The organism is Allobosea sp. TAF32, from assembly GCF_052113585.1.
Classification (GTDB): Bacteria; Pseudomonadota; Alphaproteobacteria; order Rhizobiales; family Beijerinckiaceae; genus Allobosea.
In genome coordinates this window covers 85,096-103,057 of the sequence record NZ_JBFRDM010000005.1, presented here as the reverse complement: position 1 = coordinate 103,057, position 17,962 = coordinate 85,096, and the positions used below count along the sequence as shown (strand labels likewise).

Genomic DNA, 17,962 nt, shown 5'->3' with positions numbered 1-17,962 from the left:
CGAAGTCACAGGTCGCACTCTGGGCCTGCCGTTCGATGGGAATGACGACGTGGCAATCAAGCAACTCGCGCTAGTGGCTTTTGTTGCATTGACGCTGGCGGCCTGTGAGGAGGAGCGTTATCGCGGCTCCGCCCGGCACAACATCCCGATCCCGACCGCGACCTACGCGCTGATGTCCGAGAAGGGCATGAGCAAGGATCAGCCCATTCTGATCCGCTCCTACAAGAAGGAGTCGGAGCTCGAGGTCTGGAAGCGCAAGGCCGACGGCCAATACGCCCTGCTCAAGACCTTCCCGATGTGCCGCTGGTCCGGCCAGCTCGGCCCGAAGGTGCGCGAAGGCGACCGCATGGCGCCCGAGGGCTTCTATGCCATCGCGCCCCAGCAGATGAACCCGAACTCGTCCTATTACGTCTCGTTCAACATGGGCTACCCCAATGCCTATGACCGGGCGCATGGCCGCACCGGCGCGCATCTGATGGTCCATGGTGCCTGCTCCTCGGCCGGCTGCTACTCGATGACGGACGACCAGATCGGCGAGATCTACGCGCTGGTGCGCGAGGCGCAAAATGCTGGCCAGCGCGCCGTGCAGATGCAGGCCCTGCCCTTCCGGATGACGCCTGAGAACCTCGCCAAGCACCGTCTCGACCCGAACATCGCCTTCTGGAAGAACCTGAAGGAAGGCACGGACTATTTCGAGGTCACCCGGAATGAGCCCGCCGTCGCCGTGGCCGGCGGTCGCTATGTCTTCAACGGCGGCTCGGCTCCGGCCGCGGTCGCCGCGAAGCGCCAGCAGGACGAGGTCCAGGTCGCTTCGCTGGTCGCCAAGGGCACGCCGGCGATCCGGCTGATCTATGATGACGGCGACCAGCACGCGTCCTTCAAGCAGACGCTGCTCTCCGGCGGCTCCGATGCGCTCAACCGCTCCGCTTCCTGGGCCTCGAAGGATGTCGGCGTCAGCCGCGCCGACGCCCTGTCGATCGGCCCGCGCGTCGTCGTGCTCGACGACAAGGGCCAGGCGAAGGCCACTATCCGCGCCGCTTCGGCCGACAATGACGCCGTTCTCGCCGCCATCGCCGCCGCCCCGGCGGAAGTGGCCGCCAAGCCTGCCGCCGCGCCGCGCCCGGCAGCAGCTCCGGCTGCGACCCAGCTGGCCAAGGTCGCGCCCGGCAACGCCCTCCAGGCGCCGGTTCTCGCAAGCGCGGGCTCGACGCCGGTCGCCACCGTGGCTCCCGCAGAGGAAAAGCCCCTGCTGCAACGCGCGCTCAGCTTCATGCCGGTTTTCGGCGGCGGCTCCAGCGCTACGGCCGACCAGGGTGCCGGCAGCGCGCCGATCGCATCGGTCGTTCCGGCGACGCCGACAGCCACCAGCGCCCCGCTCCCGCCGCGCCGGGCCAATGGGCTCAGGACGTCCAGCCTGGACCAGTCCACGGCCGGCTATGCAAGTCAGGCCGCGACGCGCTGACCCATCGAAAACAGTCGCTGGTCGCGTGACGCAAATGCAACAGCGCAACGGATAAAACAGGCTTGCTTATTTCGCAGGCGCGAAGGCCCTCCATTCGGGGGCCTTTGCTTTTTGCGTGGGCGAAGCGCCCAAAACCTCGTCTTGCCCAAGTCGGTCTCGTCCGCTTGCTGGGACGACAGCGCAATCAATGCGCGGCAAGGGGGTTCCTGCAGATGTCCGTTCGTTTCCGTTCCTCGATTCTAGGACTGGGTCTGGCCGCCGCTGTCGGCGTGGCACAGGCCTCAGACCTTCCGAGCAAGAAAGGCCCGCCGCCCGCCCCGGTCGTTCCGGCGATCACCTGGTTCGATATCGCCCTCAGCGTGAAGGGCATGACCGACTATAATTTCCGCGGCATCTCGCAGACCGATCGCAAGCCGGCCATCCAGGGCGGCGCCGAGCTGCAGATCTACAACAATCTGTTCTATCTCGGCGTCTACGGCTCCAACGTCGATCTCGCGACGAGCCCGACCGCGGAGATCGACTTCTACGGCGGCATCCGGCCGAAATTCGGCGACCTCTCCTTCGATTTCGGCGTCTGGCAGTATTACTACCCCGCCGAAAAGCAGTTGATCGACGGCGCCGGCGTGTTCTGGACGCCGAAGAACACCGACTTCACGGAAGTCTACGGCAAGGTCTCTTACACTTTCGCCGAGAGCCTGACGCTCGGCGCCAACGTCTTCTACGCCTGGGACTGGCTCGGGACCGGCGCGAGCGGCACCTACGCCTCGCTGACGGCCAAGTACAGCCTGCCCTTCCTCGAGGGTCTTTCGGTCTCCGGCGAGCTCGGCCATTACTGGCTCGGCACCACCAACCTCGCGATCTGGTCGACCGTGCCCCCGACCAACCTGCCCGACTACACCTACTGGAACGCCGGCGTCTCCTATACCTGGAAGAACGTTACCGCCGATCTGCGCTACCACGACACCGACCTGTCCAAGAACAACTGCTTCCTGCTGACGGCCGATCCGCGCGGCATCGCCACCGGCACGGGTCGTTCCAACTGGTGCGGCGCCGCCGTCGTCGCGACGCTCTCCTTCGACATCACCGCCAGCAGCCTCGGCGTCTTCGCCGCAAAGTAAGCCTCCAAGCGGCCCAGCCCCAAGAAAGGCCGCCTCACAGGCGGCCTTTCTCATTCTGGCCGGACGACGGCGCCGTCAGACGATCTCGGACACCAGCTTGGCGATCAGACTGTTGGAAAGGATGACCGGCAGGCCGGCCTCCGCCGCCTCGTGGCGATGACGCTCGACGAAGCCCATGCAATCCATCAGCAGGATTTCGGCCCCGCGTCCGGCCAGTTCGCGCGCGGCTTCCGCAACCGAAGCCCCCGCGCCGCCATAGGGGGAGGCAGCGGCATAGAGAGGCGCCCGGCCGAGCGGCGTCCATTTGCCGACCTCTGACGAAATCTGCTCGGCCAAAGGCACGATGATGCCGAGCTGCGCGCCCTGGGTCAGCGCCGCCACGGCCGGCGGCAGGATGCGGTCCGGCTCGACGAGCCACGCCTTTTGCGTGCTCAGGCTTTCGAAATGGCCGGTGCAGAGCATCAGGATAGTGCCGCAGCCCTCGGCCTCCAGCAGCGCGAGCTTGCGCTGCGCCGCCTTCTCGGTCCGGGTGCGGTCGATGACGACTGCGCTGCCGTCGAGCAGCTTCGTGATCAACACCGGCTGGCCGGGCACTGCGGCGAAATCGCGTTCGATCTCAGCCCGGCTGAGACCGTCCAGCACGCCGGCATGGCGTTGGGGCAGGTCCGCATTGAGCACGGCATCCAGGATCGGCGTGATGTCGGCCCGCGGCGCCTGGCCGATGGTGAGGGTTCCGAGCTTGCTCATGGTCTCGTCCTGCACAGAAGAAAAAGGCCCGGGCGGTTTCTCGTCCGGGCCTCGGTCCCTCAACGCTTCCAGAAATTCTTCGAGACGGAGTCGAAGAAGGAGAAGATCGCGTCGCCGGCGATGACGCCAGCGGCAAAGACCTCCATATCGCCCTCGCCGCTCTTGCCGCGCAGCTTTTCCCAGACCACGCGGCAGAGGATGCCGGCCAGCACCGCCCAGCCCGCCATCGGGAAGCTGATCAGAAGGCCGGTGGCAAAGAGTACGCCGATCTGCCGCTTCGGCCCGCCGATGAACTGCAGGATCGCGCCGGGAATCGCCCAAAGGAAGAGCTGCCAGGCGACGCCATCAGCAACGCCGGCCTTGATCGTCGCGGCATAGACCTTGTTCACGGGGGCGACGAGGTTCTGGTCGAAGAAGGATTGGTAGGAGAACAGCACGACCGCGCCGGCGACGACGAAGGCGAACATCGCGGCGAAGAGCTGCTGGCGGCGGCCATCAAGCTCGAAGGCCGGGTCGGCGCCATTGCCGCGCAGCAAATAGCCGGCCTTCAGGTCGTAGCCCATATCGGCGAAGGCGGGGCCGGTCGCGGCCGAGAAGCCGACGAGCAAAGCCAAGGCCGGCATCGGGAAGCCGATGAGCATGCCGATGATCAGCGTGATCAGCGCGACCGCGAAAGCCGGGAACCAGCCGGAATGCATCGCGGCGAGGCCGACGATCAGCTCATGCACATAGGCCGCGAAGGCGGCGTAGAGCACGAACAGGATCAGCATGCCCACTGACATCTCGCTCATCAGACCGCCAACCAGCGCAATGAAGCTGGCGATGGCAAGATAGCCGATCGTGCCGAGGCCGAGCGCGCGGCGCACCTCCGCATCGCCAACGCCTGCCTTTGGCTCGTTCTTCTTGGCATCGCTCGGTCGCAACAGCAGCAGCGCGACCTGCAGCAGCGCGACGAGGCCGGCGCCGATCATGAAGCCGTGCGGGATATAGGCGGCCATCAGGTCGCCCTTCGGGATGATGGTCTCGAAAGCCGGCCCCCCGAAGAGCTGGCCGGAATAGCCGCGCAGCAGCAGGCCGACGCCGAACATCGTGAGCGCCCAGACATTGCCGATGAAGGCAACGCCGAAGGCCGACATCGGGATGCCGGTGACGGCTGCCGAGCCGGCGAAGCCGATCCAGGCCAGCGGGATCTTGATGAAGGAGGCGACGACGCCGGTGCCGAAGCCGATGCCCATCAGCACCGCCTTGCGGCCACCCTCGTCGCCGGCCTTGATCGCCTCGGCGGCCGCGACGCCCGGAGGCCAGGCGCCCGTCGCCGGGAAGACGCGGGAATCGAACATCCGGTAGAGCAGATAGGCGTCCAGCAACATCGCGAAGAAGGCGCCGGCCAGCATCGGCAGCACGAGGTCCGGCCGGCCGAGCAGCCAGGGAATGCCGACCGGCAGGAGCAGGCTGTTCGCCGCCCCAAAAGTGGCCGAGGAGATCGCGCTCTGAGCCAGGTTCTGCACATGGATCGAGCGGTAGCGGGCAAAGATCGCGAGCGGCACGCGCGCCAGCGCCATGGCCGCGAGCGCGCCGATCAGCGAGGTATTGGCGGTGATGCCGAGCGACACCAGAAGCTGCATGCCGATGATCGCGCCGAAGACGCAGAGCACGGCGATGAGCAGCAGCGTCGCCGGCTCGAACAGGCTGGGGTGCCGCCGAGGCACCCCTTCAGTCGGATTGTTCATGCCTCGGTCCCCATAATCGCCCCTTGCGGGCTGTTTGCGTTTCGATGCAGCCCGTCAGGCAACCAGGATGCCGGCCTTGGCCTCGCCGACGTCCTGCGTGGCATGCGCTCCCTGCACGCCGTAGTCCCGCTTGGCCGCGTCGGGTGAGACAAGGCCGAGCGCGATGTCGCGGGCGATCGCCTCCCGCGAGCGCTCGGCGGCCGGCCCGTAGCCGGCGCCGCCGGCGAGCACGAGCTCGACGATCTCATGCGGTTCCTTGACCTGGACGAGCTCGCCGGTGCCGACGTCCTTCAGCACATGGCCCTGCTCGTCGATGACCCGGCCGGAGGCTCCGCCGCCGGCCTTGCCGCCGAACAGGCCGGGGATCGGGTTGTTGACCCCTTCCGGATAGAGCGAGACCAGCGTCGGAAGCCCGTCATCGGAGAGCTTGCGCAGCCGCACGCGCTGGCCGAGACCGCCGCGATGCTGCCCGGCGCCGCCGGAGTCGGTGAGATAGGTCTTTTCGACCACCAGAACCGGCACGCGCGACTCGAAGGTCTCGATCGAGGTGTTCGCCGCCGAGGTCGGGTAGAGCAGTCCCGACTTGCCGTCGCCATGGGCCGAGCCGCCCTGGCCGCCCCCGACGAAGAGCATGTCGGAATAGGTGTCGCCGGCCTGGTCGCGGCCATAGACGCTCGCCGCGACGGGGAGGCCGGTGAAGGCCTGCACCTGCTTCGGCGCCGCCTTGGACAGCGCGCGGAAGATGTTCGGCGCCAGATACCAGCCGGTGCGGGTGCGCAGGTTCACCGCCAGCGGCTTGTCGCAGTTCAGGATCGAGCCCTTCGGCGCATCGATCGAAAAGGCGCGGTAGCAGCCGGCATTGCCGCGCACTGATGGCGTCAGCATGCATTTCAGCGGATAGGTCGCATGCGCCATCGTGTAGTTGAGCGTGCAGTTCAGCCCGCCCTGCGGGAGCTGCGGCGGCGCGCCGGCGAAGTCGAGATGGATCGTGTCGCCCTTCACCGTCAGCGCCAGCGGATAGGTCATCGGCGTGCCCAGCGGGTTGTTGGAGACGGTGCCGTGATAGGTTCCATCAGGCAGCGCGCGGATCGCCTCGCGCATCGCCTTTTCCGATCGGCTCTGCACGACATGGGCGAGCGCCCTGAGGTCCTGCATGCCGTAATCGGTGAGGAAGGACTGCAAACGCTCGGCGCCGATCGCATTGGCCGCGACGAAGGAGTGGAGATCGCCGAGCACCTGCTCAGAGTTGCGGACGTTCTCGCCGAGCAGGCGAACCAGCGTCTCATTGATCCGGCCGGCTTCGTAGAGCTTCATCGGCGGGATCTGGAAGCCTTCCTCGTAGATCTCGCGGGCGCGCAGCGAGTCCTTGGTGCCGCCGATATCGGAGACATGGCCGACGGTCCCCATCAGCCCGACGACGCGCTCGCCGAGGAAGACCGGCGTCACCACCGCGATGTCGAAGAGATGGCCGGCGCATAGCCAGGGATCGTTGGTGATCAGCACGTCGCCCGGCTTCAGCGTCTCCGCCGGATAGCGCTCCAGCAGCGCCTTGACCGCGCGCGGCAGCGTCAGGTTGAAGACCGGCATGGCGCGCGGCGAATGCGCCAGCGTCTCGCCTTCCGGATCGAGCAGTTCGCAGGCGAAATCCTGCGCTTCCGAGATCACCAGCGAGAAGGCGGTGCGGCAGACCGTCAGCCACATCTCCTCGACGACGTTGATCATCCGGCTCCACATGATCTCCAGCGAGATCGGATCGGCCTCGATCCGGCGCGCGGCCTCAGCCAGCGGCATGTCGGCGGTGATCGAGGTCTCGACCGCATTCGCCTGACCGACATGAATGATGAGGTTCAGGACATCGTCGATGGCGACGCTGTCGCCGGGCTGCACGATCGTGGTCGCCTCGCGCTCCTCGATGATGGCCGGCCCCTCGACGGTGTCGCCGGAGCGCAGGGCGTAGCGATCATAGACCACCGCGTCGCTCCAGCCGCCCTCGAACCAGGCGCGGCGGGTGCCCTTGATCTTGGCGGCCGCATTGCCACCGCCGGCCGCGCCGGAGAGCGAGAGCGTCGGAACCGGACCGGCGCAGCGGACGCGGAAGTTGATCGCCTCCAGCCGCGCGCCCTCATAGACCGAGGTATAGCGGGCGGAATAAGCCTTGCTGAAGGCCGCGCGGATGGCATCCAGGCTCGACGCATCGATGGTGCCTGATGGCAGCGGCACGGAGATGTCGTGCATCTGGCCGACAAGGCGCATATCGGCCGTGCGTTCGACCGTGACGTCCTCCGGCTTCACCCCTGCTTCGATCAGGTGCTTGCGACCTTCCGTTTCGAGCTGGCCGAGCATCGCGTTGACCGCGGCGGCATCGAAGCCTTCCGAGAACTCGACGGGCAGCGAGCGCACCATGTCGAAGGAGAGTGGCGCGGCAAGGAAGCCGAGAGCCGATGCGGCACCCGAGGCCGGCGGGATGATGACCTGCTTGACGCCGAGCACGCGGGCGACGTCGACGGCATGCGCCGGGCCGGCGCCGCCGAAGCCCACCATGGCGTAATGGCGGGGGTCCTTGCCCTTCTCGACGAGATGGACGCGGGCAGCCGCGCCCATGCTCTCGACGACGACCTTATGGATGCCCCAGGCGGCTTCCTCGATCGAGAGGCCGAGCGGCGCAGCGACGGTCGAGACGGCCTTGCGCGCCGCCTCCAGATCGAGCGCCATGCGCCCGCCGAGGAAGAATTTCGGATCGTAATAGCCGAGCACGAGATTGGCGTCGGTCACGGTCGGCTTAACGCCGCCCATGCCGTAGCACGCTGGACCGGGATCGGAGCCGGCCGAATGCGGACCGACCTTGAGCAGGCCGACCTCGTCGATCGCGGCGATCGAGCCGCCGCCGGCGCCGATCTCGATCATGTCGATGACGGGCGCCTTGATCGGCAGGCCGGAGCCCTTGGCGAAACGGTTGACGCGACCGGCTTCCAGCATCGGCGCGATCTCCGCGCGGCCATCCTCGATCATGCAGGCCTTGGCGGTGGTGCCGCCCATGTCGAAGGAGATCACGTCCTTATGGCCGGCGAGCTCGCCGAAGAGCGCGGTCGCGAGGCCGCCGCCGGCCGGGCCGCTTTCGAGCAGGCGGATCGGGAAGGTGCGCGCCGTCTCGGGCGAGACCAGGCCGCCGGCCGAATGCATCAGCCTGAGCGCGCCGGTGAAGGAGCGGGCCGCAAGCTCGCGCTCCAGCCGCTGGAGGTAGCGGCGCATCAACGGCTGGACATAGGCGTTCGCCGCCGTCGTGACGAAACGCTGGTACTCCCAGATCTCGGCCACGACTTCGCTCGACAGCGAGACGGTGAGCTCGGGGCAGGTCTCGCGGACGATGCGGCCGGCGTCCTGTTCGTGGGCCGGGTTACGGTAGCTGTTGAGGAAGCAGATCGCGATCGCCTCACAGCCGGCGGCTTCGAGCTCCCGAGCCGCCTTGCGCACCGCATCCGCGTCGAGCGCCGTGACGACATTGCCGTCGCGATCGATGCGCTCGGCCACTTCGAGACGATGTTCGCGCGAAACCAGCGGGTCGGGGAAGGTCAGGAACAGGTCGTAGATGTCGTAGCGCTGCTCGGTCCCCATTTCGAGGATGTCGCGGAAGCCCTTGGTGGTGATCAGGCCGAGCTTGGAGCCCTTGCGCTCGATCACGGCGTTGGTGACCAGCGTCGTGCCGTGGACGATGTCGCCGACATCGGCGAGCGTGATCCCGGCCATATCGACGAGCTCGCCGAGGCCGATCAGCGCGGCTTCGGAGGGATCGTGCGGGGTCGTCAGGCGCTTGTGCAGCCGGACCGAGCGCTCCTGCGAGTCGTAGAGGATGAAATCGGTGAAGGTGCCGCCGATGTCGAAGCCGATACGCCAACGATTGCTCATGGAGCGGTCTCCGCGATGGAAAGATTCAAGGGAAAGAAGCGCTTGTCCTGGGTCAGGGCCGCGATCTCGGCGCCGCCCTCCCCCAGCGAACGGATGATGGCGAGGCGCTCGGCCGGCTCCACCGTGGCGGCTGGGAAAGAGATGCAGATCGCAACCTCGTCGCCGCTCACGGGATCGCCGACGGCGACCGAGATGGCTCGCACGCCGCGCACCGCCTCGTCATGGGATTCGGCAAAGCCCGCGCTGCGGACGACCGCGAGGCGAGCCAGAAGCTCGTCCATGGTCTGCGGTGCGGTCTCTGAGGGCGCGCTGAAGCCGGCCGGATAGAGCGCGCGAACCTCGTCGTCCGAAAGCCGGGCGAGCAGGGCGCGGCCGGTGCTGGAGGCGAAGGCGGGGATGCGGTCGCCGATCGCGGTGACGACGCGCAGCGCATGGCTGCCGGGATGGGCGGTGACGCCGACGATCTCGTTGCCGCGCCGGACGCTGATATAGCCGGTATGGCCGATCTGATCGGAGATTCTGCCGACCACAGCATCGGCGCGGTCGATCAGCGAGGCCGCGAAACGATAGAGATGCCCGACCTGATTGAGCAGCAGCGAAGGGCGATAGCGCTTGCTGTCGCCGACGGTTTCGAGCAGCCCCTCGTCCCGCATCGCCCGCAGCAGCCGCGAGGCGTTGCTCTTCGGCATGCCCAGCAGCGACACGAGATCGGTCACCGTCACATCGTGACGCGTGCTGGAAAAGCAACGAAGCACATCCACGGCCGACGACAGGATGGACATCGAGACCGGTCCTAAAAGTTCCATTAAATGGAACTTGAGTTGCAATAAAAGGAACGATACGCCGGTTAATGAAGATGTCAATCCTGTGATCCCGCCCGGTCGCAACGCGTTCGGCCGTCTCGACGCCGGCCAAGCCCGGCTGTATCCCCCGCCTTGACGCGGGTTTTGTCCCGCCCCCGCGCCTTGCCGTTACGGAGCTCTCGGGATGAGCGAAGCCCTGCTTTATCTGTCGCGCGAGAACGTCCGGGCGCTGTCGATCCCCCCGGCCGCGGCGCGCGAGGCCGTCCTCCAGGGATTTCGCGACCATGCTGCCGGCCTGAGCCGCAGCCTGCCGAAGAGCACGCTGACGCTCGGCCCCGGCCATGGCTTCCAGGCGATGACAGCCGCCTCCTCGGCGCAGGGGATCGCCACGGTGAAATGGGTGGCGATGGCGCCCGTCGCTGCCGGCTCACCGCTGCCGGCCGTGAGCGCGCTGATCTGCGTCAGCGACTATGAGACCGGCCAGCCACTCGCCGTCCTCGACGGCGACGAGATCACGCTGATCCGCACCGCGGCGATCAGCGCCGCCGCGGCATCGCTTCTGGCACCGGCCGAGCCGCAGACCATCGGCTTCGTCGGCTGCGGCCTGCAGGCTCACGCCCATCTCGCCGCCTTCCGCGATCTCTATCCCGGCCTGACCCACGCGCTGATGCTCAGCCGCAGCCGCTCCTCCGCCGAACGCCTCGCCGAAGCGGCACGCGCAGCCGGGCTCGCCACCGAAATCCTCGACGATGCCGGCGCGCTGCTCGCCCACAGCGACATCGTGATCTCGATGGTGCCGGGCGCGGCGGGCATGACGCCCTTCCTCGATGCGCGACGCCTGAAGCCGGCCGCCCTGGCAGTAGCGGTCGACACCGGCCGCAGCTGGAAGCCGGAGACGCTGCCGGCCTTCGACCTGCTCGCAACCGACAGCCTCGAACAATCGCGCGCGCCCTACGGCGCCGACGGCAACCCCGTCACAACCGTCGCCTTCCAGCACGACTTGATCGGTTTGGCCGCTACGCCGCAGCCAAACGCGGCGGCCGGGCGCTCCCTCTTTGCCTTCCGCGGCGTCGCCTTCGCCGACCTCGCCCTCGCTCATCTCGCCGTCGCGCAAGCCCGCGCGCAAGGGCTCGGGACGGTCCAGCCGCGCTGAAGCTAGGTCTTGCCAAGCAGCTCCAAGGTGCGTGGATCGGGGATCCCGTCGAAGAAGCGGCGCAGCACCGCACGATAGGCGTTGGCGCCGTCCCCGCTCGCGGCATCGAACAGCGTCATCGAGGACCGCAGCTTCCTGTCGTCGGGCGAGCCGAAGATTGCGTTCGCGCTGCGCCCCTCATGCGCCAGCACCGCTTCCGTGACGGTTCCGAGGCGCGGCCCGAGAACCGGATGCGCCAGATAGGCCCGCGCCTCGTCGAGCGAGCCGATGCCGTAGAATTCGGAGTTCGGGGACAGACCCAGACCCCGCATCTGCGGGAACACGAACCAGATCCAGTGGCTGCGCTTGCGCCCCGCCCGCACCTCGGCGAGCGCATCAGCCCAGACCGGCTCCTGCGCATCGACGAAACGCTGCAGATGGAACGGATCGGACATCGGCGCACTCCCTGCTTCGCCATCTCAAACGCGCGGACTGCCCCGCCGTTCATTCCGCCCCGCGCCCGACGCGCTTGAGCCGGCACGCGCCCATGCTATTCCCGCCGAACGATCCATCGAGACCCGGCACCATGACTCAGCGCCTGCGCGATTTCGGCCTTTCCTGCGGCATCATGCAGCCGGGCCGGCTCAACGCCATCACCGACGTGGCGGGGGTGAAGCTCGGGCACTGTACCCTGCGCGACGGCGACATCCTCACGGGCTTCACCGCGCTGCTGCCGCATGACGGCAACCTCTTCCGCCGCAAGATGCGCGCGGCGGTCGAAATCATCAACGGATTCGGCAAGAGCGCGGGGTTGATGCAACTCGCCGAACTCGGCCAGATCGAGACGCCCCTCCTGCTCGGCAACACGCTGAGCGTCGGCACCGGCTTTGACGCGCTGGTGACGCGCGCGCTCGCCGACAATCCCGACATCGGCCGCGAGACCGGGACGGTCAACCCGATCGTGCTCGAATGCAATGACGGCTATCTCTCCGATATCCGCGCCCGCGCGCTGACGCAGGAACACGCCTTCGCCGCGCTCGACGCTGCCACTTCAGGCCCAGTCGCGGAAGGCGCCGTCGGCGCCGGCACGGGCATGAGCGCCTTCGGCTTCAAGGGCGGCATCGGCACAGCCTCGCGGTGCTTCGATCTCGACGGGGCCAGCTGCACGCTCGGCGTGCTGGCGCTGGCGAATTTCGGCAATGCGGGCGATCTCGTCCTGCCCGACGGGCGCCGGCCCGCACCGCCGAGAGCACGGCCTCAGAGCGAGCGCGGCTCCGTCATCCTCGTCATCGCGACCGACGTGCCACTGGAATCGCGGCAGCTGCAGCGGGTCGCGCGGCGCGGCGGCGCCGGTCTCGCCCGGCTCGGCGCCTTCTGGGGTAATGGCAGCGGCGACATCGCGGTCGCCTTCACCACAGCCGATCCGATCGACCACGATCAGCCGAACGATCTCTTCCCGCTGCGCGCGCTCAACGAGAACCGTATCGACACGCTTTTCCGCGCAGCCACCGAAGCGACGCAGGAAGCCGTGCTCAACGCGATGATCGCGGCTCCGGCCACGACCGGTCGTGACGGTCACCATCGCCCGTCGCTCGGCGATTGGCTCAGGACGAACCCGGCCTGACGAGGAAACACACCGTCATGCTCGCCCTTGTGGCGAGCATCCACGTCTTGAACACCGCATTCCACGAAGGGAGACGTGGATGGTTGGGACAAGCCCGACCATGACGGAAGGTGCGTCGGCTAGACGTTCGCGCTTCAGGCCCACTCGCCCTTGCGGAACACCGGCACGCGCCGGCCGTCAGCATGCACACCGTCGATATCGACCTCGCCGGAACCAATCATCCAGTCGATATGGATCAGGCTCTTGTTGCCGCCTTGCGCCGCGATCTGCTCCGGCGTGAGGTTCGCGCCGTCGACGAAGCATTTCGAATAGCACTGGCCGAGCGCGATGTGACAGGAGGCGTTCTCGTCGACGAGGGTGTTGTAGAACAGGATGCCGCTCTTCGAGATCGGCGAGGAATGCGGCACCAGCGCCACCTCGCCGAGACGGCGCGCGCCCTCGTCCGTGTCGAGCACCTTGTTCAGGACCGCCTCGCCGCGCGCAGCCTTGGCCTCTGCGATCCGGCCGCCTTCGAAGCGCACCTGGATGCCGTCGATCAGCGAGCCCTGATAGGAGAGCGGCTTGGTGCTCGAGACGTGACCCTCGACCCGGCGCGCATGCGGGGTGGTGAAGACCTCCTCGGTCGGGATGTTCGGGTTGCAGACGACGCCGTTCTTGGCCGGCGAGGCGCCGCCCTGCCAGTCATGGCCGTCAGCGAGCCCGACGACGAGATCGGTGCCCGGCCCGGTGAAGTGCAGAGAAGCGAAGCGCTGGCCGTTCAGCCAGTCGCGGCGGGTCCGCAGCGCCGCGTTGTGCGCCGCCCAGGCAGCTACCGGATCGGCTTCGTTGATGCGCGAAGCGGCGAAGATCGCCTCCGCCAGCTTGCCGACCGCGACCTCCTCGGCATCATCCGGGAAAACCTGCTTCGCCCAGGCCGCGCTGGGATAGGCCAGGATGTTCCAGTTGATGTCGAAGCCGGCGATCTTCTCCAGCGCCGGCTGATAGGCGACGGAATTCGCCTTGCTGGCGCGCCCGACCTTGGCCGGGTCTTCATTCGCCAGCAGCATCGGATTGTCGCCGACCACGGCGAGCCGCGCGGTGTTGGCGGAGAATGCCTTGGCGACGCCCTCATAGAGCCAGCCCGGCGCCTTGTCGAAGCTCGCATCCGGCGCATAGCGATAGCGCGCGAGCGTGATCTCCTCGTCGGCAAGCATCGGCGTCACGATGCCGGCGCCGGCCTTGTAGGCGTGCTCGGCGATGCGACGCACCAGCGGCAGCGCCGCGACCGGCGCGGTCAGGAACAGGTCCTGCCCCGGTTGCAGACTGAGGCCGACGCGGATGGCGACCTCGGCCAGCTTGTCGAGCTTCGCGGGATCGATGGCTTGCGGGCGCTGGTGAACAGTCATGGCACTCGACCTGTCGGATTCGGGATGCCGGCCATTGCGAGCTCAAATCGCGGCCGGGTCAACCGCCTCGGCGGCAGGGCAGCCATCTCGGGCCCGGACAGGCTGGCTCAGTCGGCCTCATCGACTGGTCGCGTCCCCAGCTTGAGCTTGCTGGCCCGGAACAAATGGCTCCGCATCAAGGCTGAGGCGACTTCGTTCTCTCCTGCTTCCAGATGGTCGAGCATGGCGAGATGCTCCGTGCAATTCACCTGCACGCGCTCGAAACCGAGACCCCAGTCATAGTTCGAGAGGCGCCGGAGCTGGTTCTGGCGACGCACGGCAGAGTGGAAGTAGCGATTGCCCGTCGCCCCGGCCAAGCCTTCATGGAAAGCGGCATTCATCTCGTAGAACGCGATGCTCGAAGACTCGCGCCACGGGCTTTGCAGATATTCGAGATGGCGCGCCCGCATCTCGGCGATCCAGCCGGGCTCGAGGTGAAAGCCCGGTTCGAGCATGCACATCGGCTCGATGACCAGACGGAAGCGATAGCTCTCGTCGCGCAGACGCTTGTCGCGCGGCTCGTGTAGGAAGCGCCAGCCATAGCCCGGCTTGCGCTCGACCATGTCGAGATCGGCGAGGCGGGCGAGCAGCTTCTGCGCCTCGGGCCGGCCGAGCTCGTAGCGCCGCATCACTTCGAGCTCCGAAACCTCGTCCGGCAGCAGCCCATTCTCGCGCTCATGCGCCAGCCGGATCATGGCGAGGTCGATCGCCTCCGGCGGCAGAGCGCTATCGCTCGCGGCCGGCAGCTTCACGATCTCGATGCCCTTGTTGAGATGACGGCGAACGATGCCCTGCTCGGCGAGATGGTCAAGCGCTGCGCGCACCGGCGTGCGCGAGACGCCGAGGCGGCGGGCCGTCGCGTTCTCGTTCAGCCAGGCGCCCGCGTCGAGCGCATCATCCCGCACCAGTTGCAGGATGCGCCCGGCAATCTCCTGCTGCAACCGGGTCGGAACGGTCATCGGAAAGTCCTTGCTTGTTTTAGTTGACGATGAAATACATTACAGATCAATGTCACGCCAGCATATCGGAAAGTTGCGCGCCATGGTCCAGCCCTGCCCCTTCGTCGACGTTTCGGGCTCGCCCTATGAGCGCGGCCGCCAGCACGGCGCGGCCGTGCCTCAGCGCGTGAAGCGCTCGATCGAGCTCTATGGCGGCCAGCTTGGCGATCTCGGCTACGACGCCAAGGCCAAATCCGCCCTGATCGGCGAGTTCGCCAGCGAGATCGAGGCCTTCGGCGCGCATTACATCGAAGAGATGCGTGGCATCGCCGACGGCGCCGGCGTCGCGCTCGAAGACATCATCATGGTCAACGCCCGCACCGAGGTCATCGCCAAGGCGCGGATGGTCAAGAACAAGCCGGTCGAGGCAACCGAAGAACTCGACGATGGCTGCACCGGCGCCATCATCCTGCCCGAGCGCAGCGCCTCGGGCGAGCTGATCCACGGCCAGAACTGGGACTGGCGTGCCGAATGCGCGGAGACCGCGATCGTGCTGCGTGTGCGCCGCGACGACGGTCCGGATTTCCTGACCTTCGTCGAGGCCGGCGGCCTCGCCCGCTGCGGCATGAACGCAGCCGGCATCTCGATCACCGCCAATTATCTCGAATGCGAGCGCGACTTCACCCAGACCGGCGTGCCGCTCGCCCTGATCCGCCGCAAGGTGCTGGAGCAGGAGCACCTCGCCTTCGCGATCAAGGCCGTGGCCGCGACGCCGAAGGCCTGCTCCAACAACATGATGCTCTCGACCGTGAAAGGCTTCGGCATCGACTTCGAATGCGCCCCGGACGAGGCGTTTCCGATCTATCCGGAAGACGGCATGATCGTGCACGCCAACCACTGGGTCGGGCAGGTCGCGCTGACCAAGGTCAAGAACACCAGCATCCCGCGCGTGCCCGAGAGCTTCTACCGCGACTGGCGGGTGAAGAAGCTGCTCGACGAGGCCGGCCGAAAGCTGACGGTCGACGATCTCAAGCAGGCTCTCTTCGACGATTTCCTCTCGCCCTATTCGGTCTGCCGGCCGGCCCGCCCGAACGAGCAGGGCAACCTCTCGGCGACCGTCGCGATGGTGATCATGCAGCCCGCCAAGGGGATCATGGAGGTCGCACCGCTGCCGGCCGAGAACCGCGTCTTCACCCGCTACAGCCTGACCGAGGAGCCCGTCCTGCTCGCCGAAGCGGCGGAATAAACAGACGACAAAGGCTGCTTGGAAGCCCACTCAGCCCTCATCCTGAGGAGCCATTCCCGAGGGAACGGCGTCTCGAAGGATGGTCCAGGAGACTCGGGAGATATCTGGAACACCCTTCGAGACGGCCCTGACGGGCCTCTTCAGGATGAGGTCTCACATTGAAGAACGGCCTCCGGGCACCGCGTCACAACCGAATAAAAACAGGGGAACATGATGCGTCGAACCACTACCACCGCCCTCGCCGCCGCGCTGTTGTGTGGCGGCTTGGTCCAGGCCGCCGAGGCCAGCACGCTCAAGATTCAGCTGCGCGCCGACATCCGCTCGATCAATCCCGGCGTCAATCGCGACGCCAATACTGACGGCGTCGTCGTTCAGATGGTCGAGGGCCTCGTCGCCTATGGCGAGGACGCGCTGCCCAAGCCCTTGCTGGCCGAGAAGGTCGAGATCTCGCCGGACGGCAAGAACTACACCTTCACGCTGCGCCCGGGCGTGAAGTTCCACAACGGCGCCCCCCTGACCGCAGCCGATGTGCTGTGGAGCTGGAATCGCTACATGGACCCGAAGACCGACTGGCGCTGCCTCTCGGAATTCGACGGCCGCGGTCAGGTCAAAGTCGAGAAGGTCTCGGCGCCGGACGAGAAGACCGTTGTCTTCGAGCTCGACAAGCCCAGCGCGCTTTTCCTCTCCGCGCTCGCCCGCACCGATTGCGCCATGACCGGCATCATCCACAAAGACTCGGTCAAGGCCGATGGCAGCTTCGACAAGCCGATCGGTACCGGCCCGTTCAAATTCGGCGAATGGAAGCGCGGCGAGTACATCAAGCTGGAGCGCTTCGCGGACTACGCCTCGCTGCCCGGCAAGATCGACGGATTGACGGGGGCCAAGAAGCCGCTGGTCGACGAAGTCCGCTTCCTCATCATCCCCGACAACGCGACCGCCAAGGCAGCGCTGCTGCGCGGCGACATCGACATCGTTCCCGACATCGCCAATACCGACATCGCCGAGCTGAAGAAGAACGACAAGGTCAAGACCTCCGTCGTCACCAGCATGGGCCTGGTCGGCCTGATCATCCAGACGCGCGACCCGCTGCTGCAGAACGTCAAGCTGCGGCAGGCGATCGCCGCCGCGGTCGACACCAAGGAGCTGGTCGCCGCCGTCAGTGACGGCATCGGCACGCCCAACAACTCGATCGTCCCGGCGCTCTCGGCCTATTACGGCCCGGTGCAGAAGCAGGGTTGGAAATACGACCCGGCCGCCGCCAAGAAGCTCATCGCGGAAGCCGGCTACAAGGGCGAGAAGATCGTGTTGCTCGCCAACAAGCGCTATCCCGAGAGCTTCGATGCCGCCGTGGTCGCCCAGCAGATGCTGCAGGCGGTCGGACTCAACGTCGAGATCGAAGTCCTGGAATGGGCGACGCAGCTCGACCGCTACAGCAAGGGCAACTACCAGATCCAGGCCTTCCCCTATTCCGGCCGCATGGACCCCGCGCTGAGCTACGAGTCGATGACCGGGCCGAAGGACAAGCAGCCGCGGAAGCTCTGGGACAATCCCGAAATCCAGGCGTTGCTCGACAAGTCGATGGTGGTGAACGACCGCGCCGGTCGTCAGGCGATCTTCGACGAGCTCCACAAGCGCTTCCTCGGCGAGGTGCCGATGGTGATGCTCTATAACGGCATCGTCGGCGGCGCGATGGGCGCCAAGACCAAGGGCTATGTCTCGACCGTCAGCTCGCTGCCGCGGGCCTGGGAAGTCACGGTCGGCGAATAGCAATCGAACCGCCCCATCTTCGGGATCTCCCGCGACATCGAGGCATGCCCGCACAGGGCGTGCCCTGA

At 66.9% G+C, this 17,962-nt stretch carries 13 protein-coding genes; 6 read left to right on the top strand and 7 right to left on the bottom strand.

All coding sequences use genetic code 11. The features are described 5' to 3' along the window. Positions 1–49 precede the first annotated feature (49 nt). Positions 50–1,462: a L,D-transpeptidase family protein gene (locus AB4Z16_RS12250; protein WP_441511624.1), complete on the top strand. Its 1,413-nt coding sequence runs from the start codon at positions 50–52 to the stop codon at positions 1,460–1,462. Between the two features lie 212 nt (positions 1,463–1,674). Further along, entirely contained in the window at positions 1,675–2,580 is a 906-nt protein-coding gene (locus AB4Z16_RS12245) for a TorF family putative porin (RefSeq protein ID WP_441511623.1), read from the top strand. Between the two features lie 75 nt (positions 2,581–2,655). Here the strand turns inward: AB4Z16_RS12245 and AB4Z16_RS12240 are convergent, their stop codons facing one another. The 4 genes from AB4Z16_RS12240 to AB4Z16_RS12225 are packed head-to-tail and all read right to left on the bottom strand — an operon-like array spanning position 2,656 to position 9,742. Further along, positions 2,656–3,327 (bottom strand): AroM family protein, encoded by a 672-nt coding sequence (locus AB4Z16_RS12240; protein WP_441511622.1) that lies wholly within the window; start codon positions 3,325–3,327, stop codon positions 2,656–2,658. A gap of 59 nt (positions 3,328–3,386) precedes the next feature. Further along, a complete protein-coding gene (locus AB4Z16_RS12235; protein ID WP_441511621.1) occupies positions 3,387–5,057 on the bottom strand; it encodes an OPT/YSL family transporter in 1,671 nt (556 codons plus the stop codon). Positions 5,058–5,111: 54 nt separating this feature from the next. Next, positions 5,112–8,960, bottom strand: a complete 3,849-nt coding sequence (locus AB4Z16_RS12230; protein ID WP_441511620.1) for a hydantoinase B/oxoprolinase family protein — start codon at positions 8,958–8,960, stop codon at positions 5,112–5,114. Then, positions 8,957–9,742 carry an IclR family transcriptional regulator gene (locus AB4Z16_RS12225; protein WP_441511619.1) on the bottom strand — a complete coding sequence of 262 codons (786 nt, stop codon included), beginning with the start codon at positions 9,740–9,742 and terminating at the stop codon, positions 8,957–8,959. The genes AB4Z16_RS12230 and AB4Z16_RS12225 overlap by 4 nt, the downstream gene beginning before the upstream one ends. 205 nt (positions 9,743–9,947) lie before the next feature. Here AB4Z16_RS12225 and AB4Z16_RS12220 point away from each other — a divergent pair, with 205 nt between their 5' ends. Continuing rightward, positions 9,948–10,916, top strand: coding sequence for an ornithine cyclodeaminase family protein (locus tag AB4Z16_RS12220; protein WP_441511618.1), 969 nt, complete (start codon positions 9,948–9,950; stop codon positions 10,914–10,916). Between the two features lie 2 nt (positions 10,917–10,918). On the opposite strand, the gene AB4Z16_RS12215 is transcribed toward AB4Z16_RS12220, so the two are convergent. After that, the gene (locus tag AB4Z16_RS12215) at positions 10,919–11,350 is read right to left on the bottom strand and encodes a DUF1810 domain-containing protein (protein WP_441511617.1); all 432 of its coding nucleotides are present in this window, start codon (positions 11,348–11,350) and stop codon (positions 10,919–10,921) included. 131 nt (positions 11,351–11,481) lie between these two features. Between AB4Z16_RS12215 and AB4Z16_RS12210 the strand changes: the two genes are divergently transcribed. Further along, complete coding sequence (locus AB4Z16_RS12210) at positions 11,482–12,519, top strand: DmpA family aminopeptidase (protein ID WP_441511616.1); 1,038 nt, start codon at positions 11,482–11,484, stop codon at positions 12,517–12,519. Positions 12,520–12,653: 134 nt separating this feature from the next. Here AB4Z16_RS12210 and AB4Z16_RS12205 read toward each other — a convergent pair whose 3' ends face one another. Together AB4Z16_RS12205 and AB4Z16_RS12200 are read right to left on the bottom strand one after the other, a co-directional pair. Beyond that, complete coding sequence (locus AB4Z16_RS12205) at positions 12,654–13,904, bottom strand: aminopeptidase (RefSeq protein WP_441511615.1); 1,251 nt, start codon at positions 13,902–13,904, stop codon at positions 12,654–12,656. Positions 13,905–14,011: 107 nt separating this feature from the next. After that, a complete protein-coding gene (locus AB4Z16_RS12200) occupies positions 14,012–14,902 on the bottom strand; it encodes a GntR family transcriptional regulator (RefSeq protein WP_441511614.1) in 891 nt (296 codons plus the stop codon). Positions 14,903–14,984: 82 nt separating this feature from the next. Between AB4Z16_RS12200 and AB4Z16_RS12195 the strand changes: the two genes are divergently transcribed. After that, on the top strand, positions 14,985–16,127 hold the full coding sequence (locus AB4Z16_RS12195; RefSeq protein ID WP_441511613.1) for a C45 family autoproteolytic acyltransferase/hydolase: 1,143 nt from the start codon (positions 14,985–14,987) through the stop codon (positions 16,125–16,127). Between the two features lie 213 nt (positions 16,128–16,340). Beyond that, entirely contained in the window at positions 16,341–17,894 is a 1,554-nt protein-coding gene (locus AB4Z16_RS12190; RefSeq protein ID WP_441511612.1) for an ABC transporter substrate-binding protein, read from the top strand. The last annotated feature ends 68 nt before the right edge of the window (positions 17,895–17,962 follow it).

What these genes read in the sequence shown, in the direction of transcription:
- AB4Z16_RS12225 (WP_441511619.1), bottom strand. Translation starts at nt 9,742, where the DNA reads ATGTCCATCCTGTCGTCGGCCGTGGATGTGCTTCGTTGCTTTTCCAGC.
- AB4Z16_RS12220 (WP_441511618.1), top strand. Translation starts at nt 9,948, where the DNA reads ATGAGCGAAGCCCTGCTTTATCTGTCGCGCGAGAACGTCCGGGCGCTG.
- AB4Z16_RS12240 (WP_441511622.1), bottom strand. Translation starts at nt 3,327, where the DNA reads ATGAGCAAGCTCGGAACCCTCACCATCGGCCAGGCGCCGCGGGCCGAC.
- AB4Z16_RS12190 (WP_441511612.1), top strand. Translation starts at nt 16,341, where the DNA reads ATGCGTCGAACCACTACCACCGCCCTCGCCGCCGCGCTGTTGTGTGGC.
- AB4Z16_RS12200 (WP_441511614.1), bottom strand. Translation starts at nt 14,902, where the DNA reads ATGACCGTTCCGACCCGGTTGCAGCAGGAGATTGCCGGGCGCATCCTG.
- AB4Z16_RS12230 (WP_441511620.1), bottom strand. Translation starts at nt 8,960, where the DNA reads ATGAGCAATCGTTGGCGTATCGGCTTCGACATCGGCGGCACCTTCACC.
- AB4Z16_RS12205 (WP_441511615.1), bottom strand. Translation starts at nt 13,904, where the DNA reads ATGACTGTTCACCAGCGCCCGCAAGCCATCGATCCCGCGAAGCTCGAC.
- AB4Z16_RS12245 (WP_441511623.1), top strand. Translation starts at nt 1,675, where the DNA reads ATGTCCGTTCGTTTCCGTTCCTCGATTCTAGGACTGGGTCTGGCCGCC.
- AB4Z16_RS12195 (WP_441511613.1), top strand. Translation starts at nt 14,985, where the DNA reads ATGGTCCAGCCCTGCCCCTTCGTCGACGTTTCGGGCTCGCCCTATGAG.
- AB4Z16_RS12235 (WP_441511621.1), bottom strand. Translation starts at nt 5,057, where the DNA reads ATGAACAATCCGACTGAAGGGGTGCCTCGGCGGCACCCCAGCCTGTTC.
- AB4Z16_RS12215 (WP_441511617.1), bottom strand. Translation starts at nt 11,350, where the DNA reads ATGTCCGATCCGTTCCATCTGCAGCGTTTCGTCGATGCGCAGGAGCCG.
- AB4Z16_RS12210 (WP_441511616.1), top strand. Translation starts at nt 11,482, where the DNA reads ATGACTCAGCGCCTGCGCGATTTCGGCCTTTCCTGCGGCATCATGCAG.